Source organism: Isoptericola aurantiacus, assembly GCF_044769875.1.
Taxonomy (GTDB): domain Bacteria; phylum Actinomycetota; class Actinomycetes; order Actinomycetales; family Cellulomonadaceae; genus Isoptericola; species Isoptericola aurantiacus.
Map to the genome: position 1 here is coordinate 91,297 of NZ_JBJBAE010000005.1, position 26,093 is coordinate 117,389.

The window sequence follows — 26,093 nt, forward strand, 5'->3', positions numbered from 1 at the left end:
GGCCCAGGCTACGGCAGGACGTGCAGCCCGCGGTCCCGGCCGGCCGCGGCGACCCGCTCGTCCCACGCCGCCAGGATCGCGTCCCCCTGCCCGACGGCGAGGGCTCCGGCCAGGTGCACCGCGTCGGCGCCGCGCAGCGGGTGCGGGCCGGCGGCGAGGGCGGCGGCCTCCGCCGCGAGCGACTCGGTGAGCTCCACGCGGTGCAGCGCGGGCCACAGCTCGGCCCACCGGTCGGCAGCCCGCCGGTGACGGTCGCCGTCGAGCACGCCGGCCCGTTCACCGGCGGCCAGCGCGGCCCGCAGCTCGACGTCGGCCAGGCGCGAGGTGACGACCAGGTCGGCCCGGTTCCACAGGGCGCACGCCAGGTCGGAACCGGGCTCGGGCACGCAGAGCTTCACCAGCGCGCTGGCGTCGAAGTAGACCAGGGCCATCGTGTCCTCCGGCGGTCAGCGGCGGATGCGGCGGACGAGGCTCGACAGACCGCCGGGCGACCGGGCCGCACCGTTGCTCCCGACCGGTTGTCCCGCCGTCGACGGCGGAGCCTCCTGGGTGGGACGGGACGCCTGGGCGGGGGTGATGAGCCCCTCGCGGACCAGGTCGGTGACCAGGTCCGCGCTCTGGACGCCCGTCAGCCGGGCGACCGGGATCCCCCGATCCGTGATGACGACCTCCTCGCCGGCGCGGGCCTTCTCGATCCACGACTTCAGCTCGGCGCGCAAGGCACTGACGGGGACGTCCATGACCGCTGACGCTACCGCGCCCGAGGTCGCGGCAACAGTCCCGTCCGCAGGCCACCGCCTCGAGCGGACACTCGCCGGGCACGCGCGGACGCCCCGTGGCAGGCTTCCCACCAGGCGAGGCACGGCCGACGCACCGGGAGGACGCGTGAGCGCGCAGACCGCACCACCGCAGACCCTGACGCAGGGAAAGATCTGGGCGATCTTCGCCGGGCTCATGCTCGGCATGCTGCTCGCCGCCCTCGACCAGACCATCGTCGCCACGGCGCTGCCCACCATCGTCAGCGACCTCGGGGGCGCCGAGCACCTGTCGTGGGTCGTGACCGCCTACATGCTCGCCTCCACCGCCACCACCGTGCTGTGGGGCAAGCTCGGCGACCTGCTCGGCCGCAAGATGCTCTTCATCGCCTGCATCCTGATCTTCCTCGGCGGCTCGATGCTCTGCGGGACGTCCGGCACGATGGCCGAGCTGATCACGTGGCGTGCCGTGCAGGGCATCGGCGGCGGCGGGCTCATGGTGCTCAGCCAGGCGATCGTCGGCGACGTCGTCTCCCCCCGCGAGCGGGGCAGGTACCAGGGCATCTTCGGCGCGGTCTTCGGGGTGTCGTCGGTCGCCGGACCGCTGCTCGGCGGCTGGTTCGTGGACAACCTGTCCTGGCAGTGGGTCTTCTACATCAACGTCCCCCTCGGCGTCGTCGCCCTGATCGTCGTCGCCGCCGTGCTGCCGTCGATCACCAACGACAGCAGACCGCGGATCGACTACGCGGGCATCCTGCTGCTGGCCCTGATCTCCACCGCGATCGTCCTGGTCACCAGCCTCGGCGGGTCCACCTGGGGCTGGGACTCGGTCCAGGTGTACTCGATGATCACGGCCGCGGTGCTCGGCGTCGTCGCGCTCGTGCTCGTCGAGCGCCGGGTCTCCGAGCCGGTGCTGCCCCTGCACCTCTTCCGCAACCGGGTCTTCTCCGTGGCGGCCGTGGTCGGGTTCGTCGTCGGGTTCGCGATGTTCGGCGCCATCACCTTCCTGCCGCTGTACCTGCAGACGGTCAAGGGGTCCTCCCCGACGATGTCCGGCCTCGAGATGACCCCGATGATGCTCGGGATGCTCATCACCTCGATCGGCTCCGGACAGCTCATCACCCGCACCGGCCGGTACAAGATCTTCCCGATCCTCGGCACCGCGGTCACCGCGTGCGGGCTGTACCTGCTGTCCCTCATGGACCGCGACACCACCACGCTGCAGTCCGGCCTGAGCATGTTCGTGCTCGGCATGGGCCTGGGCATGGTCACGCAGGTCCTCGTGATCGCCGTGCAGAACGCCGTCGCCTACCGCGACCTGGGCACCGCGACGTCGGGGGCGACGTACTTCCGCACCATCGGCTCGTCGGTCGGCGTCGCCGTCTTCGGCACGATCTTCGCCAACCAGCTCGTCACGAACCTCACGGCCGGCGTCCCGGGCCAAGCGCAAGGACCGTGCGGCCCGGAGGCCCTCGGCGCCTCGGTGGACGGGCTCGGCCAGTGCCCGCCCGAGGTCCAGGACTGGTTCCTCGACGGGTACGCCGACACCCTGCAGACGGTCTTCCTGTGGGCCGTCCCGGTCGCCCTGGTGGCCTTCGCGCTGACGTGGCTGCTGCCCCAGGTGGAGCTGCGCACGGCGACCCGTGACGCCGAGCCCACCGTCGCTGCCGGGCAGGCCGCAGGCGAGACGTTCGCGCTGCCGTCGTCGCGCACCTCGCTGGAGGAGCTGCGGATGATCCTGTGGCGCCGGGTCGGTGCCCAGGACCCGCTGCAGGTCTACGAGCTCACCGCGCCGGACGCCGACCTCTCCCCGGAGGAGGCGTGGATGGTCACCCGCGTCTCGCTGAAGCGGGAGCGGGAGATCCCGGTCATGGCCGAGCGCAGCCACGCCACGGAGTCCACCGTGCGCCATGTCGCGGCCGGTCTGGCCGACCGCGGGCTCGTGGCGATCGACGGCGACACGGTGCGCGCCACCGACCAGACCGACGTCGCCGCGGAGATCCTGCGCGAGACCGAGCGGCGGCGCATCCAGCAGATCGTGGCCGAGTGGCCGGGCGACGAGCCCGAGATCGACGACCTGGTGCACGAGGTCTCGACCCTCGTCTTCCACGACGCCGCCGACACCGCCACGACCTAGCCCGGCCCGGGCCGGTGGAGCGGGAGTCAGAGCTCCGGCAGCGACTCCCTGGCCTGCGCCGGTTCCGCCCCGGCGGCCTCGAGGGTGTCCACGAGCGGGGAACGCAGCAGCACCACCAGCGAGGCCACGCGCAGGTCGCCACCACCGAGCGCGTGCGGGTCCGCGGTGCCCGCGACCTCGAGCAGCAACGCCCGCGCGTCCGCCTCGGCACCACCCCCGCCGACGGCGGAGGCCAGCAGCCGCACGCCCGCGGCGAACCGCTCGACCTCGTCGGCCAGCACCTCCACCTCCGGCCAGGTGCCGTCCGGGGCGACGACGGTGGGTGCGCGGCGTGCCAGGAGCCGCACGCTGCGCATGGCCCGGTCGACCAGCACCGCCTGCTCCGCCAGCCGGTGGATGTCGCTGCGCTGCCCCCGGTTGACCCCGACCCGCGCGACCTCCTCGGCCTTGCGGGCCGTGTCCCGCCAATCGGCCAGCGAGGTCTCCGAGGCCCGACCCCGGACCAGCGCCGCCCCCAGCTCGTCGAGGTCCCGGTCACGCAGACCGCGGCCGATCGTCTCCAGCGTCTCGGCGAGCTCGGTGGTGGCCTCGTCGGCCAGCGACCGCAGCCGCCGCAGCGGGTCGCTCGGCAGGAGCAGCGTGACGGCGAGCGCCACGAGCCCGCCGACGGCGGCGTCCGTCCAGCGCCCGAACGCGCCGTCGTGCGCGACGGCGGCCGGCAGCCCGACGACGACGATCGCCTGGACCCCGGCCTGCGTGACCAGCAACGGACCCCGGTCGATGAACCGGGCGAGCAGCGCGGAGGTCAGCAGGACGACGGTGAGCTGCCACCAGCCGGTGCCGATGAGCTCCACGATGAGCTCGCCGATGCCCACCCCGACGGCCACGCCCACCGCGACCTCGGCGACCCGGCGCAGCTCCCGGTCGAAGGAGAACCCCAGGCAGACCCAGGCCGCCACGGCCGCGAAGAACGGCTGCGCGTGCCCGAGGACCAGCTGGGCCAGCAGGTAGGCCACCCCCGCGGCCAGCGACGCCTGCACGATCGGCCAGAATCCCGACCGCAGGCGACCGACCCCCTGCCGGATGCGGACCCGCCGCACGAGCGTGCGCACCGCGGCACCCGCGGCGGCTCCCGCCTCACGAGGGTCCGGGGCTCTCACCTGACGATCACAGCAGGCTCTGCGTGCCGTCGCCACCCCGTCGCGTCAGTCCTCGGAGCGTCTCGCCCCGCGCCTCGGGCCGGTCGGCCGAGAGGCCCTCGCCGGGCACCACGACCTCCTGCGACGCGGCCACGGCGATCTCCTGGGCGTCCGCGCCGGATCCCACAGGTCCGACGACGGCGAGCAGCGCGTCCGTGGGGACGTTGCGCTTGATCACGGCGAGCGCCACGGGACCGAGCTCGTGGTGGCGGGCGACGCTCGTCACCGTCCCGACCACCTTGCCGTCCGGGCCGTCGCGACGGACCTCGGCCCCGGCGTCGGGCACGACGTGCTGCGACCCGTCGAGGTGCAGCATGACGAGCCGGCGCGGCGGACGGCCGAGGTTGTGCACCCGCGCGACGGTCTCCTGCCCGCGGTAGCAGCCCTTGTGCAGGTGGACGGCGGTGCGCAACCAGTCGAGCTCGTGCGGGACGGTGCGGTCGTCGACCTCGTGGCTGAGGCGCGGCCGCCAGGCCTCGACGCGCAGGGCCTCGGTGGCCCAGGTCCCGGCGAGGCGCCAGCCGGCGGCCTCGCGCTCGGCGACGGCGTCGGCCAGCTCGGCGCGCGGGACGAGCACGAGCCGCCAGTCACGGTCGCTGCCGGGGTGCTCCGCGGCGGGCGGCCCGTAGCGGGTGCCGCCGCCGACGACCTCCGGCCAGGCGTCCCGCCAGGTGACGGGCTCGGTGTCGGTGCCCTCGGCGTCCACGGGTTCGCCGAGCGCGGCCCAGGAGTCGGTGACGTCGTCGATCTCGACGCGCATCATGAAGCGCATCCGCGTCAGCCAGGCGACGAGCGGCTCGACGTGGTCGGGCTCGGTGATCAACCAGGTGGACGTGCCGTCGTCCACGAGGGCCAGGGCGTGCTCGAGCCGACCCTGCGGGGAGAGCACGAACAGCTCGGTCGAGGCGCGGGGTGCCAGGTGCTCGACGTCCTGGGAGGTGATGGAGTGCAGCCACGTCAGACGGTCCGGCCCGGTGAGGCGCACGACGCCCAGGTGGGACTGGTCGACGACGGCGCCGCCGCGGGCCAGGGCGCGCTGCTCGGCCACGGGGTCCCCGTAGTGCCAGGCGACCCCGGCGTCCGGTCCGGTACCGGCGACGGCACCCGGGCGGTCCAGCAGCGGGCTGCGGTACGTCATGACGGGCTCTCGGCGCGGTCGAGCTCGCCGGAGGCGTACGACCCCATGGGGTGGCCGAAGGCGGCGAGCTCCTCGACCCAGAGCAGGCGGCCCTCGACGTTGCCGTACAGGCGCTTGGCCGCGGTGACCTCGGCGGCCGTGGAGGTGCGCGCCACGAAGTCGGTGGCGAGGTCGACCCGGCCGTCCCCCACGACGCCCAGGAAGAGCGAGACGCGCCCGGAGGCGTCGGTGACGAGCACCTCGAGGGGGTGCTGGGAGTCCGTCAGGCCCTCGGGGCGCTCGGAGGCGACACGCCAGTAGCCGGTCTCGGTGGACCACACGGTGTCGAAGGCGGCGCCGTCGCCGCTCTCGCCGTCCTGGTCACCGAGCGCCTCGCCGTCGGCGGCCGCGGCGGACCGCACGCGCAGCGTCGAGACGAAGCGCAGGTAGGGCCCGCCGTCGTGGTCGAAGACCAGCTCCTGGCGGAACGGCGTCTCGTCGATGCCCTCGTAGGCGATGACGCCCGCGCCCTCCCAGCGGCCCACGAGCCAGGCGAGCGGGTAGACCTCGGGCGCGAGGCCCTCGGGGAACGCGAAGGGCATCAGCGCTGGCCTTGGAACAGCTTGTAGACGACGTAGCCGGCGAACCAGGTGATCACGCCCACGGTGACCACGAGCAGGCTGGTGAAGAAGATCTCGAGCGCTTCGGTCGACATGCCTCGATCGTACCCACCGGGGCACGGTTAGGGTCTGGCCTATGACCGAGACCACATCGCAGCGTTCCCTCGTCGTCAAGACCACGGCGGGCACCGAGCGGCCGGAGGCGACGAACCAGGCGCTCACGGTGGCGGCCGCGGCGGTCGCCGCCGGGGTCGAGGTCTCCCTGTGGCTGACCGGGGAGTCCGCATGGTTCGCGGTGCCGGGTCGCGCGGCCGAGCTCGAGCTGGAGCACGCGGCGCCCGCGCCCGACCTGCTGGCGGCCGTCCTGGCGGCGGGCACGGTCACGCTGTGCACCCAGTGCGCGGCACGGCGCGACCTCGGGCCCGACGACGTCCTGCCCGGCGTGCGGATCGCCGGGGCGCCCGTGTTCGTCGAGGAGTCGCTGCGTCCGGGGGCGCAGGCGCTCGTCTACTGACGGCTCAGGCGCGCCGCAGGCGGCGGCCCAGCAGGTACAGCTCGCAGCCGAGGCACAGCCCGACGGCGGCGTTCAGCGCAGCGGCTACGAAGGCGACGGCCGCGGCCCACGGGACGACCACCAGGGCGCCGGCGAGTCCCGCGACGACGCCGACGCCGGTGACGACCAGTCCGACGAGCTGGGCGAACCGCGGCGGACGCGGGTCCTCGAGGTGCTCGGGCGGTCCCAGGCGCGGACGCACCAGCGTGCGGAAGAGCCAGCCCTGCCAGGTCGCGTGCGTCCCGCGCAGCGCGCCGGGCAGGAACGAGCACGCCACGACGGCGAGCAGCACGAGCGCACCGGTGCTGGGGCCGAGCAGCACGACGACGGCGAGCAGCACCGCGGTGAGGCCCGCACCGACGCGCGGTCCGCGCGGGTCGATCCCCGAGGTGGCGGCGTCCGGGGTTGCGGAGGTCGCGGCGTCGGTGCCGGTGTACGGGTCGGTCATGAGGTCCTCCCGGGAACGGGGACGGCGGGTGCGGCGGCGTCGAGCGCCGCGCGCGCCTGCACGGGGGTCATGGCGCCGGAGGCGCGGGCGATCTCGCTCCCGGCGCCGTCCAGCACGAGCACGGTGGGCGTCCTGAGCACCCCGGCCCGGCGGACCAGGTCGAGGTGCTCGGCGACATCCACCTCCACGTGCGCGACGTCGTCCTCGTCGGCCGCGAGCGCACCGAGCGTGCGGGCGGTGGCCCGGCAGGGTGCGCAGACCTCGGCCGAGAACTGCAGGAACGTCGCGCGGGCGCCCGGCGCCGCGCCGAGCGCGACGACGTCGGCGGCCCACCCCCCGGTCACGGTGCCCGCCGCGCCGGGGCGTGCCCCGCCGTCGTGCACCCGGACGCGGCCCTGGCGGGCGCGCCACACGAGGCCGACGACGGCGGTGAGCACGACGAGTGCGGCGAGGGCGGGCCACTGCGGGGTCATGGGGGTCCTTCCTGCGGCGACAGGCTGTCGGGACGGGGTGTCACCGGCGTGGAACACATCCGTTTGCATGAATGTTCCCGGTAGCGTGTGGTCCGCGACGCGACCGAGAGCCCGCGGAAGCACCCCGTACCGGCACTGCCGCCCACTGCCGAACAGACGTGTGCCCCGACGGTTGCCGAGGGCATCGACAGGAGGACCGATGACCGACGCGACCACCCGCACCTGGAACGACCTCGTCATCCCGACCGCCGGGACGTACCGGCTCGACGAGGGCCACCGGCGCATCGGGTTCCTCGCCATGCACATGATGGTGAGCCCCGTCCGCGGCCAGTTCGCCGACGGGTCCGCCACCATCCACGTCGCCGAGGACCCGCTCGCGTCCAGCGTGACCGCCACCATCGACGCCGCCTCGATCGAGACCGCCAACCAGGACCGGGACGCCCACCTGCGCAGCCCCGACTTCCTCGACGTCGAGCGGTTCCCCACCCTCGAGTTCCGCTCCACCGGGATCGAGTGGAGCCCCGCACCCGACCCGATCTTCTCCTGGGCCGCGCTCAAGGGGCGCACCCCGGGGCGCAGCTCCGGAACCCACGCAGCCGCGACCAGCACCAAGTTCGTGCTGCACGGCGACCTGACGATCCGCGGCGTCACCCACCCGATCGCGCTCGACGCGGAGTTCGGCGGGGCGGGCGCCGACCCGTTCGGGCAGCACATCTTCGGGTTCAGCGCCACGGCGGACTTCGAGCGGGAGAAGTTCGGCCTGCTGTGGAACGTGGCCCTGGAGGCCGGCGGGGTGCTGGTGGCCAGGACCGTGCGGATCGAGCTCGCCGGGGAGGCCATCCGCGTCGCGTGACGAGCCGTCCCGCTACAGCAGGACGCGCCCGACGACGAAGACGAGGATGCCCGTCACCGCCACGGGGACGGCGACGGCGGACACCGCTGCCCGGCGGCCCGCGAGCGCGGGCTGCCTGTCGAACAGGAACCGCAGCGCCGCGGCGACCAGACCCGCGACCAGGCCGACGGTGAGCCCCTGGACCGGTTCGACGTCGGGCACCACGGACGCCGCGCCCGCGCCCGCCGCTCCGCCGAGGACGACGGCCAGCAACGACCCCGTCCAGCCGCCGGCCACCGGCAGCGCGGAGACGGCCGACGCCACGGCCAGCCCGACGGCGCTGGTCACCACGAGCCCGGCACCGGCGTCGGACCGTCCGGTGGCCACCCACCCGGACGCCGCCACGGCCACGACGATGCCCGCCGTCGTGCCGCTCACGGACTCCACCAGCCGGGGGCGCCCCCCGCGGCGCAGCATCTGCGCCACGAACGCCAGGACCAGGGAGAACGCGATCACCAGCGGCAGGTTCCGCAGCACGGGCTCACCCTCGGTGAACCAGGTGACCGCCACGCCGCCCAGACCGGCCACCAGCACCACCAGCGTGGTGGCGCCGTCGGCCGGCAGCCGCAGCAGCGGTGCCCAGCCGACCGCCACGAGCAGGACCAGCACCGCGGACGCGCCGACGCTCCACAGGGGCCCCAGGTACGCCGCCCCGGCCACGAGGGTGGCGAGCACGGCGGTCGTCACGGCACGGGAGGTCACGGTCACGCCGACGAGTCTCCCATGCCGGCGCATTGTGAACCCGGGCGTGCGGCACGGTACCTTTGCCAGCACCGGTAGACGGAGGAGTACACGTGGCCGAGCTGTTGATCCTGACGCCTGCGACCGGCGGTTCGGTCGAGGTGTTGCCCGCGCTCGGGCTGCTCACGCACAAGGTCCGCGTCCTGCCGATGGAGCCCTCGGCACTGGTGGACGCCCCCGACTCCGACGTCGTGCTGCTCGACGCCCGCCGCGACCTCGTCGCCGCCCGCACCACCTGCCGCCTGCTGCACGCCACCGGCCTGACCGTCCCCCTCGTGCTCGTCCTGACCGAGGGCGGGCTGACGGTCGTCAACCACGAGTGGGGCGCCGACGACCTGCTGCTGGAGACCGCCTCCCCCGCCGAGGTCGAGGCGCGCCTGCGGCTCGTGATCGAACGGTCCGCCCACGGCCCGGCCGAGGACTCGCCGCAGGAGATCTCCGCCGGCGAGCTCGCCATCGACGCCGGCGGCTACACCGCCCGGCTCCGGGGCCGCCCCATCGACCTGACGTACAAGGAGTTCGAGCTCCTCAAGTACCTCGTGCAGCACCCCGGCCGCGTCTTCACCCGCGCCCAGCTCCTGCAGGAGGTCTGGGGCTACGACTACTACGGCGGCACACGCACGGTCGACGTGCACGTGCGCCGGCTCCGCGCCAAGCTCGGGCCCGAGCACGAGCAGCTCATCGGCACCGTGCGCAACGTCGGCTACCGGTTCGACCCGCCGAAGGAGCCGCGCCCCGAGGAGTCCGACGGCGGGTCCGGCCGCGACACGGGCTCGCCCCAGGTGTCCTCCGGATCCTGAGACGGTAGGTTGCGGCGCGTGACCGCGATGTCCGACGCGACCGACTACACCTCAGCCCTCGTCGAGGGCCCCTGGCGGCACGAGTTCGTGCCCGCCAACGGTTCGCGCTTCCACGTCGCCTCCGCCGGCCCCGCCCGGACCCACGGCGACCAGCCACCGCTCGTGCTGCTCCTGCACGGGTTCCCCGAGATGTGGTGGGCCTGGCGGCACCAGCTCACCGCCCTGTCCGACGCCGGGCTGTGCGTGGCCGCGATGGACGTGCGCGGGGTCGGCGCCTCCGACAAGCCGCCGTCCGGGTACGACGTCCCGACCCGGACCCGCGACGTCGCCGGCGTGGTGCGGTCCCTCGGCCACGACCGGGCCGTCGTCGTCGGCTCCGGCACCGGCGGCGTGCTCGCCTGGGCGATGGCGGCCATGCAGCCGGCCGTCACCGCCGGCGTCGCCGCCCTCGCCGCACCGCACCCCCTGCGGCTGCACGTGCCCGGACGGCGGCTCGTCACCCCGGCCGCCAAGCGCCTGCTCGCGCTGTACCAGGTGCCCTCCCTGCCGGAGCGCCGCCTGACCCAGGGCACCGGCGTCGCCGACGTCCTCGCCGCCGGGGCGCACCGCACCCTGGCGGCCGAGGTCGTGGAGCGCTACCGGGACGTCATGCGCATCCCCTTCGTCGCGCACAGCGGCGCCGAGTCGCTGCGCTGGCTCACCCGGTGCGCGGTCCGCACCGACGGACGCCGCTACCTCCATGCCCTGCGCAACCCGATCGGCGTCCCCGTCCTGCAGGTGCACGGCGCCCACGACGGGTTCCTGCGCCAGCAGGACGCCGACGTCGACGGCTCCGCCCTGGCACGCGACTTCCGGTTCGAGGTGGTGCAGGACGCCGGTCACTACCTGCCCGAGGAAGCGCCCGACGCCGTCAACGAGCTGTTGCTCGACTGGCTCGGCGCCACCCTCGGGATCGGCGCGGCGTAGGCGGAGGACCTCCGGCGAGGCTCCGGGGCCTCAGCCGCGCGGGCCCGGCTTGAGCAGCTTCGCCGCCGCGACGGGATCGGTCTCCCCGATGCCGTTCGACGGGCACCAGCGCGCCACCGGGCACGCCCCGCAGGCGGGCCGCCGCGCGTGACAGACCCGGCGGCCGTGCCAGACCAGGTGGTGGCTGAGCATCGTCCAGTCCCGCTTCTCGAACAGCTCGCCCACGGCATGCTCGACCTTGACGGGATCCTCCTGGTCGGTGAGGCCCAGCCGGCGCGCCAGGCGCCCGAAGTGGGTGTCCACGGTGATGCCGGGGGTGCCGAACGCGTTGCCCAGCACCACGTTCGCCGTCTTGCGGCCCACGCCGGGCAGCTTCACCAGGTCGGCCAGCCGGGGCGGCACCTCACCGCCGTGCCGCTCCACCAGCGCCTGGGCAAGCCCGATCACCGCCCGGGTCTTGGCCCGGTAGAAGCCGAGCGGACGCAGGATCTCCTCCATCTGCGCGGGATCCGCCGCCGCGAGCGCCGGTGCGTCCGGGTAGCGGGCGAACAACGTCGGGGTGGTCGCGTTGACCCGGACGTCGGTGGTCTGCGCGGACAGCACGGTGGCGACGAGCAGCTCCAGCGGTGTGGTGAAGTCGAGCTCGGCGCGGGCGTCGGGATAGGTCAGGCCCAGCTCACGGTCGATGCGGCGCGCGCGGCGCACCAGGGCGAGGCGGGACTCCCCCGTGGGGGTAGGCTGCACCGGCGTCTGCGACATGCGGGCAGCGTATCGACCGCCTCCGACGCCGGCGGCCCGGGTCGCGCCCGGAACCGGTGCCGTGCGCCGTTCGTTACCCCGGGAGCCACCTGAGACGTCACTTCCAGGCATGAAGCCCCAGCGTGAGGCAGACTGAGACCTGGAACACACCTGTACGCACGGAGCCGCGGCCTGGCCGGCAGCGCTCCTGAAGAGAACGTGAGGATTGCTGTGGACGACACCGTCGTGCTCTCCGCCCCCCTGTTCACGGACATGGACAGCGAAGAGTCCAAGGCGCTCTTCGAGTCCATGATCCCCGTGGAGCTGACCCGCGGGGACGTGCTCTTCCGCGAGGGTGAGCCGGGCGACCGCCTCTACGTGATCGCGCAGGGCAAGATCAAGCTCGGGCGCCGGTCCAGCGACGGGCGCGAGAACCTGCTGTCGATCCTGGGGCCCGGCGAGATGTTCGGCGAGCTGTCCCTGTTCGACCCGGGCCCGCGCACGGCCACGGCGTCCTCGGTGTCCGACGCGCTGTGCTACGAGCTGCGGCACCAGGCGCTCGTGCAGTGGATCGCCGCGCACCCCAACGTCGCCACGACCCTGCTCGGCGCGCTGGCCCGCCGCCTGCGCCGCACCAACGAGACGCTGGCCGACCTCGTGTTCTCCGACGTCCCCGGCCGGGTCGCCAAGGCGCTGCTGGACCTGTCCAACCGCTTCGGCGAGCCCAACGACGAGGGTGTCCGCGTCGCCCACGACCTCACCCAGGAGGAGCTGGCCCAGCTCGTCGGCGCGTCGCGGGAGACCGTCAACAAGGCGCTGGCCGACTTCGCCACCCGCGGCTGGGTGCGGCGCGAGGGCCGCGCCGTCGTGCTGCTCGACCTGGACCGGTTGGAGCGGCGCGCGCGCTGATCGGCCTTTCTTCCGCGCTGGAGCACGAAAGCCCTCGCGACGTCGCGTTCACGGTCGCTGCGCGACCTCCACTTCGGGATTGACGACGTCGCGAGGGCTGTCGCGCTCCAGCGCTCGGAGTCCACCTCTCGCCGGCACGCACGACGGGCGCGGCGCTGAGCGGGAGTGGCGGCACGTCGCGCGCGGCCGTCTCTTTCCCGACGTGGCAGGGCGCCCAGCGCCCGTGAACGCGGCCGCGCGCGACGTGGCGCCACTCCCGCACGGCGGGGCGGGGAGGGCTAGTCCGGCAGCTCCGCGATCAGCTCGACCTCGACCGGGGCGTCCAGCGGCAGCACCGCCACGCCGACGGCGGAGCGGGCGTGGGTGCCCGCCTCGCCGAAGATCTCGCCCAGGACGTTGCTCGCTCCGTTGAGCACGGCGGGCTGCCCGGTGAAGGACGGGTCGCTGGCCACGAAGCCCGTCACCTTGACGATCCGGACGCCGTCGAGCGTGCCCGACACGCTGCGCACGGCCGCCAGCGCGTTCAGCGCGCAGGTCCGGGCCAGGTCCGCGGCCGCGGCCGGGTCCACCAGACCGTCACCGTCGCCGACCTTGCCGGTGGCGGGCAGCTCGCCCGCCACGAACGGCAGCTGCCCGGCGGTGTACACGTACCTTCCGGAGCGCACGGCAGGCTGGTACGCCGCGACGGGGGCCGCGACGTCGGGCAGGGCGATGCCGAGCTCGGTCAGGCGGCTCTCCACGCTCACGGGAGCGCTCACTCGCCGGAGGGGCGCTTGAGGTAGGCGACCAGGTTGGTGCTGTCGGGGCCCGGCACGACCTGGACGAGCTCCCAGCCGTCCGCACCCCACTGGTCGAGGATCGCCTTGGTGTTGTGGATCAGGAGGGGGATCGTCGCGTATTCCCACGTGGTAGCCATGCGGCGATCGTAGCCCGACCACGTGCCGCAGGGCGTCCGGCACCACGCGCCGACCACCGCTCCACAGGACCTGCACACGCCGTGCGCGACTTCGCGGTGCCGCGCAGGACCGACCCTCTAGGCTGGGAACATGGCGCCCTCCGACTCTCGCCGCATCACGCGCACCATCCCCGCCACGCAGATGGTGGCGCTGCTGCTCGCCTTCGTCCTGGCCGCCACGGCGGGGGGCGTGCTGGCCGCCGGGTTCGTGATCCCGGCCGTGGCCGGCGCCAACGCCGCCGCCGACAGCACCGTGGAGATCTACGACGAGGTGCCGGCCGAGCTCGAGCCGAGGCCGCTGTCCCAGCAGTCCCGCATCTACGCCGCCAACGGCAAGGTGCTCGCGACGTTCTACTACCAGAACCGCATCGTCGTGCCGCTGGACAAGATCTCCGAGAACATGCAGAACGCGGCGATCGCGATCGAGGACGAGCGCTTCTACGACCACAACGGCGTCGACCCGCAGGGCATCACGCGCGCGGCCCTGAACAACCTCAGCGGCGACGCCACCCAGGGTGCCTCCACGATCACCCAGCAGTACGTGAAGAACATGCTCATCGAGGCGGCCGAGCAGGACAACGACCCGTTCGCCGTCATCGACGCCTACGAGGACTCCCTGGACCGCAAGCTGCGCGAGGCCAAGATGGCGATCGCCATCGAGAAGAAGATGTCCAAGGACGAGATCCTCCAGGGCTACCTCAACGTCGCCCAGTACGGGTACAACAGCGTCTACGGCGTCGAGGCGGCCGCGCGGTACTTCTTCGACAAGCCGGCCGCCAAGCTCAACGTGGTCCAGGCGGCCACCATCGCCGGCATCACGAAGTCGCCGAGCCAGTTCGACCCGACCCGCCACCCGAAGCAGGCCCGCGAGCGCCGCGACCTCGTGCTGCAGAACATGTGGAAGCTCGGGTACATCACCACCGACCAGCGCGACAAGGCGCAGAAGAAGTCGATCAAGAAGACGCTCCACATCACGCCGTCGCCCGCCGGATGCCAGTCGGCCGAGGGCTCGGCGTTCTTCTGCGACTACGTCATCAAGGAGATCCTGCTCGATCCGGCCTACGGCGAGACCAAGTCGGACCGCCTGAAGCTCCTGTACCGGGGCGGGCTGGAGATCCACACGACGCTGGACATGACGAAGCAGAAGGCGGCGATCCAGAGCATCCAGAACGCCGTGCCGGAGGACGACAGCAGCAACCTCGAGGCCTCGGTGGTCACGGTGGAGCCCGGCACCGGCAAGGTCCTCTCGATGGCGCAGAACGTCCCCTACAGCGGGACCAAGGCTGCCGAGAACGCCAGCCGTGACACGACCGTCAACTACAACGCCGACTTCATCCACGGGGCCTCGGGCGGGTTCCAGCCCGGGTCCAACTTCAAGCCCGTGGTGCTGTCCGAGTGGTTGCGCAGCGGGCACACGCTCAACGACACGGTCAGCGCGAACCACAACTCCTACGTGGTGGGGAACTTCAACACGCCCTGCGTCGGCAGCCTCGGCACGGACACCTGGGACCCCCGCAACGCCGAGGGCAACGAGGGCGGCATGATGAGCGTCCTCAAGGCGACGTACCTCTCGGTGAACACGGCGTACGCCTCGATGGGGTCCCAGCTCAACCTGTGCGACCTGCGCAGCACCGCGTGGAACATGGGCTTCCGCCCCACGAGCAAGGCCAACTTCGGCCCGCTGCGCAGCGGCACGGTCAAGCAGAGCGACATCGACATCGCCGCCCCCATGGTCCTCGGCACCCAGGAGTCCTCGCCGCTGAACATGGCGGCCATGTACGCCACCCTCGCCTCGGGCGGCACGTACTGCACGCCGGTCGCCGTCACGGCCGTGACGGGACCGAACGGCAAGGAGTACGACGTCCCGAAGTCCGACTGCGACCCGAACGCGCTGCCGAGCAACATCGCCAACACCGTGATCTACGCGATGGAGAACGTGTTCACGAGGGGTACGGCTTACGCTCTCGGCGGCCTGTCCGACGGACGCCCCGTGGCCGGCAAGACGGGCACGTCGCAGGTGGCGGCGCAGACCTGGTTCTCGGGCTTCGTCCCGCAGCTCGCCACCACGGTCTGGGTCGGTTCGGTGGAGAACCCCAACGAGAACCACATCAACGGCATGTACGTCAAGGGCGTGTACATCGACCCGCTGTACGGGTCGACGGTCGCGGCACCCGCCTGGAAGGACTACATGGACCAGGCCGTCCAGGGCATGCCCGTGCAGGACTTCGGGGCTCCCGACCAGGACCTCATCGGTACTCCGCCCGCACCGCCGGCTCCGCCCGCGACCGAGGACGACGGCGGCGACTCCGGTGACGGCGGTTCCGACAACGGAGGTGGCGGCGACGGTGGCGACTCCGGTGACGGCGGTTCCGACAACGGGGGCGGCGGCGACAGCGGCGGCGGTTCCGGCGGACCTGGCAACGGCGGCGGCAACGGCGGGGGCCCGGGCAACGGCGGAGGCGACGACTGAGCGCGTGGCGGCTCGCCGGCGGCCTGGCCGCCGTCGGCGCGGCCGGCCTCGCCTACGCCCACCTCGAGACCAAGCTCTTCACGCTGCGCCGCGTGACCGTGCCCGTGCTGGAAGCCGGCGAACGCGACCTGCGTGTCCTGCACGTCTCGGACCTGCACCTGGTCCCCACCCAGCGGCGCAAGATCGAGTGGGTGCGGTCCCTGGCCGCGCTCGAGCCCGACCTGGTGATCGACACCGGGGACAACCTCGCCCACCCGGACGCACTCGGCCCGCTGCTGCACGCGCTGGAACCCCTGCTCGACGTGCCCGGCGCGTTCGTCCTCGGGTCGAACGACTACTACTCCCCCACCCCGAAGAACCCCGCGCGCTACCTGCTGCCGGACGCGCGCGGCCCGATCCGCAACGTCCCCGACCTGCCGTGGGAGGCGATGACCGACGCGATGATCGACGCCGGGTGGGTGGACCTCACCAACCGCCGCGACGACCTCGTCGTCCGCGGCCACCGGATCGCCCTGGTGGGGGTGGACGACCCGCATCTGGACCGCGACGAGTTCCCGGCGACGTCGGTCGGCGACCCCGCCGCCCTGCGGCTGGGCGTGACCCATGCGCCGTACACGCGCGTGCTCGACCAGATGCACGACGACGGGGCTGACGCGATCATCGCCGGGCACACGCACGGTGGACAGCTGTGCCTGCCGTTCTACGGGGCGCTCGTGACCAACTGCGACGTCGACCGCCGTCGGGCGCGCGGCCTGCACGGCTGGCCGGGGGCGCGGCCCGACGAGCCGGGCGGCGAGGACTCCACCTGGCTGCACGTGTCGGCCGGGGCGGGGACCTCGCCCTACGCCCCCGTGCGGTTCGCCTGCCGGCCGGAGGCGACGTTGATCACGTTCACTGCCCGGTAGGCCTCCGAGTTTTCGTTCCCGGGCGATCGTCGGCTATTCTGAGCAGGCTTCCGCACACGGGACCTTCCTTCGGGGTGTTCTGCGCTGCGGGTGCAGTCCTTCGGGGTGTGGCGCAGCTTGGTAGCGCGCTTCGTTCGGGACGAAGAGGTCGCAGGTTCAAATCCTGTCACCCCGACCACCAGAGAGGCCCTCTGACCAGCGGAAACGCTGAGCAGGGGGCCTTTCGTCTTGCACGGGAGGGCGAAACCCCGCTGGGGGCTTAACTGGGGACTTACGCCTCTGAACTCGAGTGCATCACGGACTGTGGCTCGGCAAGCCCGGGGTCGTGGAGTCGCACCGCACGCACCGAGGCCGTGAACGCGACCCGGGCCGGGGCATCGGGGTCACGGCTCAGCACGCCCTTGGACGCCGGAACCTCACCCCAACCGCGTGCGAGCCGGTCACGGAATGCCTGCTCGAAAGCCTCACCACGCGCACGCGTGGAGACATCGAGGTCGGCGGTCGCGCGAGTGCCCTGCTCGCCCATGCGCAGCTTGACGCCCATGCCGCCCTTGATCGCGACGGCGTCCGGCAGCATCTGCGAGACGACCAGCGTGCACAGCATCACCCGTGCCCGCGCCACCGGAATCCCCATGCTCCGGGCGACCTCCGCCAATCGGTCGTTCAGCTGCTGGATGTTCAACGGCGGCGTCACTTCAGCCACGGGCGCTCTCCTTCACGTCCGGGATCTCGTCGGGGCGCACGAGCTCGCGCCCCACGAGGGTCGCGACCAGCGCGTCCCAACGGTCGGGGGCGACCCGTGCCCGCAGGTCCTCCAGCGCCCTGGAGATCGTGGTCGCGGGCACGCCCTCGACATCCGTCAGGTCGTCGTCGGTGATGTCGGCGCGGCGTTCCAGCACCATCCAGTCCGGGAGGGTTCGACGCACGCGACGACGGGTTCCCACGCGCACCTGCCGGGGGTTGAACTGGCCGACCCCCAGCAGGTCGAGGACCGACTCACGCTGCAGGAACGCTCCCGGCCCAGCAAGGGCGGCAGCGACTGCCGGCTCGGTCAGACGGGTCGTCGGAACGTCCCGGTGGGTGTAGACGCCCTGACCGTACGAGCGCAGCACGCCTCGCGCTGCCAGCTTGCGCACCTCCACTGCGGGCACGCCAGCGTCCTCTGCCTCGGCGACGGTGACGGCGCCGTGGTTGCTCGCCGCGATCTCCCACAGGTCGTGCCGGCATCACACTACCCACCTCGCCGCCAATGCCGTACCACTAGCAGTACGGTCTTGACCTGCCGAGGCTCGGCCCTCACTTCGGTCTCCCCGAGCACGCCGGACATGTCGCGTTCTACACCCCGCAGGTCGCGTACGACGACGCTCGCCGACACCTGCCGACCGTGTTCACCAAGCGCGGCTGGTCCGATGAGCAGCTCGCCGTGTCGCTCGCCGTCCTGGACGCGCTCGAACCGGTGGTGCACGCTGTTGATGAGGACTTCTAAGCCCCCAAGCGCAGCCCTGGCACGGATCGAGAAGCGCGACACCGACGACTGGCCGTTCCTTGCCGTCGCGCTCCTGCTGGACTGCCCGGTGTGGACCGAGGACAACGACTTCTTCGGCAGCCGGTTCAGGGTGCGCACCGGGCCGGCTCAGATCCAGTTGACCGCCAGTCCCTGACGCTGGGCGAAGCGTTCTAGGTGGCCGCCGACGACGCGCTGCACCGTCGCCAGGCCATCCGCATCGTCGCCAACGGCGCACAGCCGCACCTCTTTATCTGTTACGGCTAGCGTGCACCGACCTACCGTCAAGTGGATGGTCGTCACGTCACCATCTGTCTCCACCGTCGAGCGCCGCCCCAAGTGCGAAGCGAGTTGTTTGACGTAGCGAGCGCCGTTGTCCGTGGCGAACACGCCCTCCGCAATCTGATTCGCGTCATTCATCGCATTCCTCCTTGACGACAGAACGGCTTGCCGTCAGTTCATACGTGGTCTGCAGGTACCTTGGCATCCCCTCGCGGGTCACTCGGCGAGCACTGCCGCTTCGCGCTCCCGGAAATAATGGACACTGTCCACCACGAGCGCGTCCAGTGCCGCGGTGTCCCCGCGGCCGTTGCGCGCCAGATATGGGGAGGCGCCAGCGCCCAGTGGCTCCGGCGTGACGAACCTGCCGGGTACGTTGTGCCCGATGAGGTAGAGCGCCTCGATGATGCCGTCGAGGTCCATGGAGCCGCCGCCCAGGGCGCCGCGGTTGCTGTCGGCCATGTGCAAGTTCACCAGGCGTTCCCCTGCCTCGAGGATCGCGCTGGGCACATGAGCCTCGCCCGCTTGCATGTGGTAGACGTCGCCGTTGATGTGCTGCACGCCCGGGCTGGCGACGGTGTCGATGTAGGCGATGGCGTCCGCCACGGTGTGCACGAGGGTCGTCTCGTCGGCCCGGATGGGCTCAACCGCTGCCTTGACGCCTGCGGCCGTGAACTCGTCCGCGACCAGACGCAGTGCCTGGACGCTGCGGTCCTGCTCGAAGTCGTCGTACGGGACCGGGCGCCCGACCGCGGCAGGCACGACGAGCAGGTACTGGCCGCCCACCGCACGGGTGAAGGCGATCTCGCGGCGCAGGTACGCGACCGCTTCCTGCTGCTGGGTGGGGCGGTTGCTCGACAGGTCGTTGTCGTCCGAGAACATGCCGCACACCCCGGACACGCGCAGCCCGTGCCGCTCTAGCACCTTGAGAGTGGGCTCGGGGCGGTAGCCGAGGTCGTCGCCGTAGTGGTTGCCGTGCAGCTCCACGAACTCCAGGCCCGCGCGTGCCAGACGCTCGGCGGAGACTTCCAGGTCCTCGAGGCCGAAGCCCCAGTTCGACCAGGACAGGTCAAGTCGGCGCTCGAGGCGCTCGGGGTGAGCACGCCGCAGGTCCACGAACGCCTCGTGGATCTCCCCGCGCCAACGGTCGACTTTCTGCATCGGATGCCTTTCTCTCGAGGGTGCACAGGGCTCAGTAAAGTTCGACGACCGCGCCAGTCTGCGGGTCCCGTGCGAACCTGCGGACAAAGTCCCAGGTCAGCGACGGCATCTGGGGCGCGACCATGTGCGGGAAGTGCTCGAGTGCGACAAGTCGCAGCCGGTGGGCGCCGCCAGTGGTGAAGAAGTCGCCGATGTAGCACTCACCACCCATGCGGTACTCGACGGACGATCGGTCGGGCGGCACGCCGAGCCTGCGTGCCACGAGGTCGTCGCTCGACTTCGCGGCAGCGATCGCCTCAGCCCTCAGCGGCGGAAGGCGCGACGCCCGTGCCCGCCGCGACCACGAGTCCACCGCGTCGTCGAAGGCTTGCGTCCCCACCTCGCTGCCGACGAAGTCGCTCTCGGAGTAGCCAGCGATGTCGATCACCGGCAGGTCGAAGGTCTCCATCAGCGCAACCTTCTCGTCCGTCACCGTGACCGCCTCGTGGGAGTACTCCGGGGCGGGCAGTCCGTAGGCGTTGCCGAGCGCTGCTGCGGCGGCGACCTCGCGGTGGTGACGCCGAGCGAACTCCATGCAGAAATGCCCGTTGTGGGAGTGCCCCGTGACGTAGAGGCGCGTGAGGTCGACCGGGTAGTGCTCGGCCGCTTGCCGGACGATCTCCATCCCAAGATCGTTGTCATCGGGCGTTTCGAGAGCGAAGAAAACCACGACGAGCTGGCCCTGCGCGACCAGCTCGCCGTACTGGACGTAGCTGCTCAACGCGCTGACGGGCTGGAACGGGTCCAGGTATGTCACTTCCTGGAAGACGAGCATCACGGGGAGGGGCTCGGCCTGCGGGTCGCGGGACGCGGCCGGCGCAAGAGCGACCCATCGCTGCCCGTCGGTGTCGTGGCAGGCATACCGCACCCCGCGCGCCTCCCAGAACGCGGTCAGGCCCGGGTCTGTCGCGTCGGTGAAGTCCCGCTCGAGCGCCATCCCCTCGGCCATGCGCTTGCCGGCTTCGCTGTGCACGATGTGCTCCAGGTGCACATCGGGGTGGGCATAGCGGCTCGCGGTCGCGTTCTCGAACAGGTGGCTGACCTGGTTCTGCCACCGCCCGGTGATGTCGAGCGCGGGGACACCGGCCACCGCCCGGACATGGTCGTCGGGACGTCCGGCCGGCACACCGTCCAGGGTGCGGTAGACCAGCCCCGGGACGTCCGCCAGCCGGAGTCCCGCAGAGAAGACCGTGCTGACGTCGAGGTGGACCGACCGCAGGGGCAGGTGCTGGCGGACGGACAGCTCCTGGACCATGTTGACGTAGATGTGGCTCGCGTCCGGGCCGTCGGGCGCGACCACGAGAACCACCGTCCCGGACGCCGCGGCCTCCGCGAGGAGGGGCTCGTAGTGGTCGAGCGCCTCCATGGCCCAGTTCGGGTTCGTGTAGTCGCCGTCGTGCAGGACGAGCAGCAGCGGGTGGCCCTCGGGGCCCTCGGTCCGGGCAGCACGAGGGATCATCGCGATCCACGTGACCTGGCCCATCTCGTCGGTCACGTACTCCATCCCGCGCTCGCGCCACGCCTCGACGACATCGGGGTACGTGACGGAGCGTGTCTTGGCCGTCCAGACGCCATCGGTCCTCCCGTCGTAGTGACCGGTGCGCGCCGCGGCGCGGAGGACACCGTAGTTCTCCTCCTCGATCCAGCTCGCGAGCGGGGTGATCCCGCTGTAGCGGTCCTGCCACGTCGCTCGGTCCCACAGCTCGATGCCGGGGTACGAGTAGGCCTCGTTCTCCACGTGATGCCCTTCCGTCAGGTCGGTACGACGGCCTCAGGCCGTCGCGCGGGCCGCGGCCTCGCGCTCGAACTTGGCGGCGTCGTAGACGATCCCGGTGTTCCCTGCCCAGTGGACTCGGTGGTACTTCTGCGGAGTGTTCTTCTGGTACTCGAAGATCGAGTCCGCGGGCATGTCGTTCTCGATCCGGTACGCAGCAACCTCCTCGCACGCTTCGATGATGTTGTGTGCGGTCCGGATGGTCTGGGCAAGGTTGTTGTGGCCGGAGTACAGCGTCACGTCAGAGCCGACCTTGTCCACGAAGCGCCGCACGACGTCCGCGTACTTCGCGTAGCACTCGCCCATCGTCAACTCGGTCCCGTCCGTCGGGAGCTCCATGAAGGCCGGCATGAGCTTCCGGTGCTCCGGCGTGTTGTAGTAGAGGTCGAGGTTGTGGATCTGAATGGCCGGGTGGTTGATCCCGTCCCCGGTGAAGCAGATGTCGGCCTCACGGTCGTAGTACGCGACGGAGCCGGCCGAGTGGCCCGGCAGGGCGATCACCTCGAGCTGGACGCCGCCGAGGTCGAAGACGTCACCGTCCTCGATCCACCGGAACTGCGTGCCCTCGGAATCGAGCATGTGCTTGCGGCCGTACTCGATCATCTCCGGGTTGCCCAGCCCGAAGCCCGCGATGTCGTTCAGCCGCTTCTCGACCTTGAACGCCTGCGTCAGGAGCATCCACTCGTCCCTGATGTTGCAGTACCGTTCGTCGAAGAGCATGGCGCTCCCTGCATGATCGATCGACCCGTGGCTGACACCGCACACGATCGGCTTGCCGGTGCCGAGCACGCTCTCGATGTAGGTGCGCAGGTCACCCGTCATACCCATGCCGGAGTCGACGACGAAGATCTTGTCGTCTCCGACCACGACGCCGATCGTGAATCGGAACTCGTGGGAGTAGCCCTCGGTAAAGATGTAGTGGCGCTCGGACTTCTTCTCGTGGCTGAAGATGTTCAGGGAGGTCATCGGCGTTTCTCCTGTCGTCGGGGTGCCGGCAGGTTGCGGCACGTGTGGTCACGGATGTCGTGCGCCGGGGCCCGGCGCACGAGGAAGCAGACCTGATCAGTCAGTCCTGCGGGGATTGAGGATGTCGTTGAGTCCGTCGCCGACGTAGTTGACCGCGAGCACGGCGAGCATGAGGGCGAGGCCCGGAGCGAGGACGACCCACGGCGCGGTCGCGATGTACTCGCGCCCGTCGGCGATCATCCCGCCCCACGACGCGGCGGGGCTCGGGATCCCGAGGCCCAGGAAGCTCAGACTGGCCTCCGAGAGCAGCATCGCGCCGAACGCCTGCGTCGCGGTGATCACCATGGGCGAGACGATGTTCGGCAGCACGTCGTGGACGATGATCCGCACATCACCGAGCCCGAAGACCTTGGCGGCCTGGACGAACTCGAGGTTGCGCACCGACATCACCGTGCTGCGGACGACCCGCGCCATCATGATCCATCCCGTCAGGGACAGGACGACGATGAGATTCAGGACGCCCCCACCGATGGTGGCCGCGACCGCGATCGCCAGCAGCAGCGCGGGAATGGCCAGCCCGAGGTCGCACAGCCTCATGACGACGAGGTCGAGCACGCCTCCGAAGTACCCTGACGCAAGGCCGAGGACGAGCCCGATCACCGTGGTCACCACCACGATCGTGAGGGCGACGAACAGTGAGGTCCGCCCACCCACCAGCACGCGGGTGAGGACGTCGCGTCCCAGCGCGTCGGTGCCGAGGATGTGCCCGCTGAGCCCGTGCGCGAACCACTCGGGGGCCACGAGCCGCGACGGGATGTCGGTCCCGTTCGGGTGGAAAGGGAGCACGAACGGCCCGAAGGCGCACAGGAGGACGACGACGGCGAAGCCCACGGCGCCGACCATGAAGAACGTGCTACGGCGCATGCGACGGCGGACGTCGCTGCCGCGGGTCGAGCCGGACGTCGGCTCCAGATCGGGGGTGGCGGAGGGTTGGGCGGGCGTCTCGTCTCCGGGAGGCGGGAGGATCGGCCCGAGCTGGGGAAGCTGCGTGGCAGCGTGGCGTTCGCTCATGTCAGTTGAACTTCACTCGCTTGTCGACGACGGTGTTGAGGATGTCGACGACGAGGTTGCACAGGAGCATGACCACTGCTGCCACCACGACGATCGACTGGACGAGCTGCAGGTCACGGGTCGAGATCGCCTGGACGGTCAGCTCACCCACACCCGGGTACTGGAAGATCTCCTCGACCACGACCGAGCCTCCGAGGAGGATGCCGATCTGCGCCCCGGAGATGGTCAGGACGGGCAGCAGCCCGTTCTTCAGCGCGTACATCGCGTAGATGCGTGGGCGGCCGATCCCCCGGGCACGGGCGGCGGTGATGTAGTCCTGCCCGAGGACCTCGATCGTCCCTGCGCGGAGCATGCGGGTGACCAGCGAGCAGAACGTGAACCCGACGCACACCGACGGCATGATCAAGCTCGTCGCGCTCGATGTGGTCACGGGAGGCAGCCACTTGAGCCATACGCTGAAGACCAGGATCATGAGCAGGCACAGCCAGACCGGCGACATCGCCTGGCCGAGCAGGGAGAAGCCCACCGCGGTGGAGTCTCGCAGCGAGCCCGGCCGCATGCCGGCCAGCACGCCCAGGGGGATCGCGACGACCAGGGCGAGTCCGACCCCGATACCGGTGATAACGGCCGTGTTCGCCAGCCGCGGCAGGATGATCGAGGCGTTGGACGCGTTCAGCATGTACGAGTACCCGAGGTCGCCGTGCAGGAGTTGTCCCAGGTAGATGAAGTACTGCAGGAGGATCGGTTGGTCGAGACCCATCCGCTGTTCCTGCGCGGCGACCTCGGCCGGCGTCGCAGTGGTCGGCAAGATGGCGGCGGCAGGGTTCCCCGGCGCCAACCTGACCAGCACGAAGGCGATGACGGTGACTCCCAGGAGTATTCCGGCGGACAGCAGCACCCGGCGGACGATGCGGACCCAGAGCATGGATCTCAGCCCCTCTCTCTCAGGCCGCAGCGGCCGACGCGCGGCGCTGGCGTTGACGGACGGGATCGGCGACGGGGACGGACGCGACCAGACGCTGGGTGTACTCCACGGCAGGGTGGGCCAGCACCTCCTGGACGGGGCCCGACTCGATGAGCCTCCCTCGGCACATGACGGCGACTCGGTCGGCGAAGCCGGAGGCGACCGCGAGATCGTGCGTGATGAACAGGCACGCGAAGCCGAGCTCGCCCTGCAGGTCACTGAGCAGGTCGAGAACCTGCGCCTGGACCGAGACGTCGAGCGCGCTCGTCGGCTCGTCCGCGATCAGCAGCGACGGGCTCCTGATCACGGCGCGAGCGATGCTTACGCGCTGCGACTGCCCGCCCGAGAGCTCGTGGGGATAGCGCGAACGGACGGACCGCGGGAGCCGGACGGCGTCGAGCAGGGTGTCGATCCGGCGGGATATCTCCTGCGCGGGGACGGATCCGTCGTACGCCAGCGGCGCTGCGATCGCGTCGCCGATCGTCCTGCGGGGGTTGAGCGACCAGTTCGGGTCCTGGAAGACGTAGCCGACGCTGCCCCTGAACTTCCGCACGGCGGCGGCACCCGCGTCGTCGAGCCGGGCACCGTGGACGTAGACGGCCCCGGACGTCGGGCTCTCGAGCCCGGCGATCGTCCGCGCCATCGTGGACTTCCCGGAGCCCGACTCGCCGACCACGGCGAGGGTCTCGCCCGTACCGACGGACAGCGAGACACCGTCCACGGCAGTGAATCGTCTTCCCCATCCCTGGAGGAAGCTGACGGTGAGGTCCTCGACCTCGACGACTGGCTCCTCGAGACCTGCCTGCCGCGATCGCGCGGCCGCGGGCGGGTCGCCGGCTTCGAGCGTCGGCACGACCGACAGAAGCTCCTTGGTGTAGTCGGCCTCGGGGGCGGAGAAGAGTTCCTCGACGCCGGCGGACTCGACGATCTCGCCGTGGTACATGACCACCACCCGGTCGGCGAGGTCGGCCACGACACCCATGTTGTGGGTGATCATGAGGATCGCGGTACCCAACCGGTCCCGCAGGTCACGCAGCAGATCGAGGATCTCCGCCTGGACCGTGACGTCGAGGGCAGTGGTGGGTTCGTCGGCGATGATCAGCTCCGGGTCGCAGCTGATCGCGGTCGCGATGACGACCCGCTGTTTCTGCCCGCCGGAGAGCTGGTGGGGGTAGTAGTGGAACCGTCGCTCGGGTTCGGGGATCCCGACGAGCTCGAGCAGCTCGACCGCACGCCGGCGCGCGGAACGCCGCGACAGCCGCGTGTTCGCGCGGATGGTGTCGACGAGCTGTCCGCCGATGGTGAATACCGGGTTGAGCGCGAGCGACGCGTCCTGGAAGACCATCGCGACACGGTTGCCGCGGATGCTCCGGAACTGCGACTCGGACAACCCGACGAGTTCCGAGCCGGACAGCCGGATGGATCCGTTGATCGTCGCGTTCGCGGGGTGCAGGCCGAGCACAGCGCGTGACGTCACCGACTTGCCCGAGCCGGACTCGCCGACGAGGGCCACGATCTCGTGCGTCCGGACGGACAGCGAGACGCCACGTACCGCGTCGACCGAGCCGCGCGGTGTCGCGAACGACACCTCGAGGTCCGTGACGGCGAGCACCGGGTCGTCCACGATGCCCTGGTCGGTCGAGTTCATCACTGAAGC

General features: G+C 71.5%; 29 protein-coding genes and 1 tRNA gene. 10 read left to right on the forward strand and 20 right to left on the reverse strand.

Going from position 1 to position 26,093, the window contains the following annotated elements; all coding sequences use genetic code 11:
* Positions 1-8: 8 nt before the first annotated feature.
* Complete coding sequence (locus ACIQLL_RS14160) at positions 9-431, reverse strand: type II toxin-antitoxin system VapC family toxin (RefSeq protein ID WP_402468354.1); 423 nt, start codon at positions 429-431, stop codon at positions 9-11.
* Between the two features lie 15 nt (positions 432-446).
* Positions 447-740: a type II toxin-antitoxin system Phd/YefM family antitoxin gene (locus ACIQLL_RS14165; protein ID WP_402468356.1), complete on the reverse strand. Its 294-nt coding sequence runs from the start codon at positions 738-740 to the stop codon at positions 447-449.
* Positions 741-885: 145 nt separating this feature from the next.
* Here ACIQLL_RS14165 and ACIQLL_RS14170 point away from each other — a divergent pair, with 145 nt between their 5' ends.
* Complete coding sequence (locus tag ACIQLL_RS14170) at positions 886-2,892, forward strand: MDR family MFS transporter (protein ID WP_402468358.1); 2,007 nt, start codon at positions 886-888, stop codon at positions 2,890-2,892.
* A gap of 26 nt (positions 2,893-2,918) precedes the next feature.
* Here ACIQLL_RS14170 and ACIQLL_RS14175 read toward each other — a convergent pair whose 3' ends face one another.
* Genes ACIQLL_RS14175 through ACIQLL_RS14185 form a run of 3 tightly spaced genes read right to left on the reverse strand, consistent with a single transcriptional unit; the run spans position 2,919 to position 5,810 of the window.
* Complete coding sequence (locus ACIQLL_RS14175) at positions 2,919-4,052, reverse strand: FUSC family protein (protein WP_402468361.1); 1,134 nt, start codon at positions 4,050-4,052, stop codon at positions 2,919-2,921.
* Positions 4,053-4,059: 7 nt separating this feature from the next.
* Complete coding sequence (gene ygfZ / locus ACIQLL_RS14180) at positions 4,060-5,229, reverse strand: CAF17-like 4Fe-4S cluster assembly/insertion protein YgfZ (protein WP_402468363.1); 1,170 nt, start codon at positions 5,227-5,229, stop codon at positions 4,060-4,062.
* The gene (locus ACIQLL_RS14185; RefSeq protein ID WP_402468366.1) at positions 5,226-5,810 is read right to left on the reverse strand and encodes an FABP family protein; all 585 of its coding nucleotides are present in this window, start codon (positions 5,808-5,810) and stop codon (positions 5,226-5,228) included. The genes ygfZ and ACIQLL_RS14185 overlap by 4 nt, the downstream gene beginning before the upstream one ends.
* Before the next feature lie 154 nt (positions 5,811-5,964).
* Here ACIQLL_RS14185 and ACIQLL_RS14190 point away from each other — a divergent pair, with 154 nt between their 5' ends.
* Complete coding sequence (locus tag ACIQLL_RS14190) at positions 5,965-6,342, forward strand: DsrE family protein (RefSeq protein ID WP_402468368.1); 378 nt, start codon at positions 5,965-5,967, stop codon at positions 6,340-6,342.
* A 4-nt stretch (positions 6,343-6,346) separates the two neighbouring features.
* Here the strand turns inward: ACIQLL_RS14190 and ACIQLL_RS14195 are convergent, their stop codons facing one another.
* Both ACIQLL_RS14195 and ACIQLL_RS14200 read right to left on the reverse strand, forming a co-directional pair.
* A complete protein-coding gene (locus ACIQLL_RS14195) occupies positions 6,347-6,829 on the reverse strand; it encodes a DUF4395 domain-containing protein (protein ID WP_402468370.1) in 483 nt (160 codons plus the stop codon).
* Entirely contained in the window at positions 6,826-7,302 is a 477-nt protein-coding gene (locus ACIQLL_RS14200; RefSeq protein ID WP_402468373.1) for a thioredoxin family protein, read from the reverse strand. The genes ACIQLL_RS14195 and ACIQLL_RS14200 overlap by 4 nt, the downstream gene beginning before the upstream one ends.
* Positions 7,303-7,501: 199 nt before the next feature.
* Between ACIQLL_RS14200 and ACIQLL_RS14205 the strand changes: the two genes are divergently transcribed.
* Complete coding sequence (locus ACIQLL_RS14205; protein ID WP_402468376.1) at positions 7,502-8,155, forward strand: YceI family protein; 654 nt, start codon at positions 7,502-7,504, stop codon at positions 8,153-8,155.
* Between the two features lie 12 nt (positions 8,156-8,167).
* Here the strand turns inward: ACIQLL_RS14205 and ACIQLL_RS14210 are convergent, their stop codons facing one another.
* A complete protein-coding gene (locus tag ACIQLL_RS14210; protein WP_402468378.1) occupies positions 8,168-8,902 on the reverse strand; it encodes a hypothetical protein in 735 nt (244 codons plus the stop codon).
* A gap of 86 nt (positions 8,903-8,988) precedes the next feature.
* On the opposite strand from ACIQLL_RS14210, the gene ACIQLL_RS14215 reads away from it, so the two are divergent.
* Positions 8,989-9,735 (forward strand): winged helix-turn-helix transcriptional regulator, encoded by a 747-nt coding sequence (locus ACIQLL_RS14215; protein WP_402468381.1) that lies wholly within the window; start codon positions 8,989-8,991, stop codon positions 9,733-9,735.
* 27 nt (positions 9,736-9,762) lie between these two features.
* Positions 9,763-10,701: an alpha/beta fold hydrolase gene (locus tag ACIQLL_RS14220; protein ID WP_402468822.1), complete on the forward strand. Its 939-nt coding sequence runs from the start codon at positions 9,763-9,765 to the stop codon at positions 10,699-10,701.
* Between the two features lie 30 nt (positions 10,702-10,731).
* Here the strand turns inward: ACIQLL_RS14220 and nth are convergent, their stop codons facing one another.
* On the reverse strand, positions 10,732-11,460 hold the full coding sequence (nth, locus tag ACIQLL_RS14225; protein ID WP_402468384.1) for an endonuclease III: 729 nt from the start codon (positions 11,458-11,460) through the stop codon (positions 10,732-10,734).
* 210 nt (positions 11,461-11,670) lie between these two features.
* On the opposite strand from nth, the gene ACIQLL_RS14230 reads away from it, so the two are divergent.
* Entirely contained in the window at positions 11,671-12,348 is a 678-nt protein-coding gene (locus tag ACIQLL_RS14230; protein WP_402468387.1) for a Crp/Fnr family transcriptional regulator, read from the forward strand.
* Positions 12,349-12,626: 278 nt separating this feature from the next.
* On the opposite strand, the gene ACIQLL_RS14235 is transcribed toward ACIQLL_RS14230, so the two are convergent.
* Positions 12,627-13,094, reverse strand: coding sequence for a RidA family protein (locus ACIQLL_RS14235; RefSeq protein WP_402468390.1), 468 nt, complete (start codon positions 13,092-13,094; stop codon positions 12,627-12,629).
* A gap of 8 nt (positions 13,095-13,102) precedes the next feature.
* On the reverse strand, positions 13,103-13,264 hold the full coding sequence (locus ACIQLL_RS14240; RefSeq protein WP_402468393.1) for a hypothetical protein: 162 nt from the start codon (positions 13,262-13,264) through the stop codon (positions 13,103-13,105).
* A gap of 130 nt (positions 13,265-13,394) precedes the next feature.
* Between ACIQLL_RS14240 and ACIQLL_RS14245 the strand changes: the two genes are divergently transcribed.
* The 3 genes from ACIQLL_RS14245 (at position 13,395) to ACIQLL_RS14255 (ending at position 16,856) form a co-directional block, all read left to right on the forward strand.
* Positions 13,395-15,773 carry a transglycosylase domain-containing protein gene (locus ACIQLL_RS14245; RefSeq protein WP_402468396.1) on the forward strand — a complete coding sequence of 793 codons (2,379 nt, stop codon included), beginning with the start codon at positions 13,395-13,397 and terminating at the stop codon, positions 15,771-15,773.
* On the forward strand, positions 15,770-16,678 hold the full coding sequence (locus ACIQLL_RS14250; RefSeq protein ID WP_402468824.1) for a metallophosphoesterase: 909 nt from the start codon (positions 15,770-15,772) through the stop codon (positions 16,676-16,678). The genes ACIQLL_RS14245 and ACIQLL_RS14250 overlap by 4 nt, the downstream gene beginning before the upstream one ends.
* Before the next feature lie 101 nt (positions 16,679-16,779).
* Positions 16,780-16,856: transfer RNA gene (locus tag ACIQLL_RS14255), tRNA-Pro, on the forward strand.
* 93 nt (positions 16,857-16,949) lie between these two features.
* On the opposite strand, the gene ACIQLL_RS14260 is transcribed toward ACIQLL_RS14255, so the two are convergent.
* Both ACIQLL_RS14260 and ACIQLL_RS14265 read right to left on the reverse strand, forming a co-directional pair.
* Positions 16,950-17,381, reverse strand: a complete 432-nt coding sequence (locus ACIQLL_RS14260; protein WP_402468399.1) for a hypothetical protein — start codon at positions 17,379-17,381, stop codon at positions 16,950-16,952.
* Positions 17,374-17,892, reverse strand: a complete 519-nt coding sequence (locus tag ACIQLL_RS14265; RefSeq protein WP_402468826.1) for a type IV toxin-antitoxin system AbiEi family antitoxin domain-containing protein — start codon at positions 17,890-17,892, stop codon at positions 17,374-17,376. Before ACIQLL_RS14265 ends, ACIQLL_RS14260 begins: the two co-directional genes overlap by 8 nt.
* A gap of 258 nt (positions 17,893-18,150) precedes the next feature.
* On the opposite strand from ACIQLL_RS14265, the gene ACIQLL_RS14270 reads away from it, so the two are divergent.
* Entirely contained in the window at positions 18,151-18,339 is a 189-nt protein-coding gene (locus ACIQLL_RS14270) for a PIN domain-containing protein (RefSeq protein ID WP_402468401.1), read from the forward strand.
* Here the strand turns inward: ACIQLL_RS14270 and ACIQLL_RS14275 are convergent.
* The 7 genes from ACIQLL_RS14275 to ACIQLL_RS14305 form a co-directional block, all read right to left on the reverse strand.
* A complete protein-coding gene (locus tag ACIQLL_RS14275) occupies positions 18,312-18,602 on the reverse strand; it encodes a DUF2218 domain-containing protein (protein WP_402468404.1) in 291 nt (96 codons plus the stop codon). The two genes, ACIQLL_RS14270 and ACIQLL_RS14275, sit on opposite strands and share 28 nt — an antisense overlap.
* A 78-nt stretch (positions 18,603-18,680) precedes the next feature.
* Entirely contained in the window at positions 18,681-19,577 is an 897-nt protein-coding gene (locus tag ACIQLL_RS14280) for a sugar phosphate isomerase/epimerase family protein (RefSeq protein ID WP_402468407.1), read from the reverse strand.
* 76 nt (positions 19,578-19,653) lie between these two features.
* The gene (locus ACIQLL_RS14285) at positions 19,654-21,399 is read right to left on the reverse strand and encodes a hypothetical protein (RefSeq protein WP_402468409.1); all 1,746 of its coding nucleotides are present in this window, start codon (positions 21,397-21,399) and stop codon (positions 19,654-19,656) included.
* A gap of 33 nt (positions 21,400-21,432) precedes the next feature.
* On the reverse strand, positions 21,433-22,401 hold the full coding sequence (locus ACIQLL_RS14290) for an MBL fold metallo-hydrolase (protein ID WP_402468412.1): 969 nt from the start codon (positions 22,399-22,401) through the stop codon (positions 21,433-21,435).
* 96 nt (positions 22,402-22,497) lie between these two features.
* Positions 22,498-23,472 carry an ABC transporter permease gene (locus ACIQLL_RS14295; protein WP_402468414.1) on the reverse strand — a complete coding sequence of 325 codons (975 nt, stop codon included), beginning with the start codon at positions 23,470-23,472 and terminating at the stop codon, positions 22,498-22,500.
* Position 23,473: 1 nt separating this feature from the next.
* Positions 23,474-24,397 (reverse strand): ABC transporter permease, encoded by a 924-nt coding sequence (locus tag ACIQLL_RS14300; RefSeq protein WP_402468416.1) that lies wholly within the window; start codon positions 24,395-24,397, stop codon positions 23,474-23,476.
* Positions 24,398-24,416: 19 nt separating this feature from the next.
* Entirely contained in the window at positions 24,417-26,084 is a 1,668-nt protein-coding gene (locus ACIQLL_RS14305) for a dipeptide ABC transporter ATP-binding protein (protein ID WP_402468419.1), read from the reverse strand.
* Positions 26,085-26,093 lie beyond the last annotated feature (9 nt).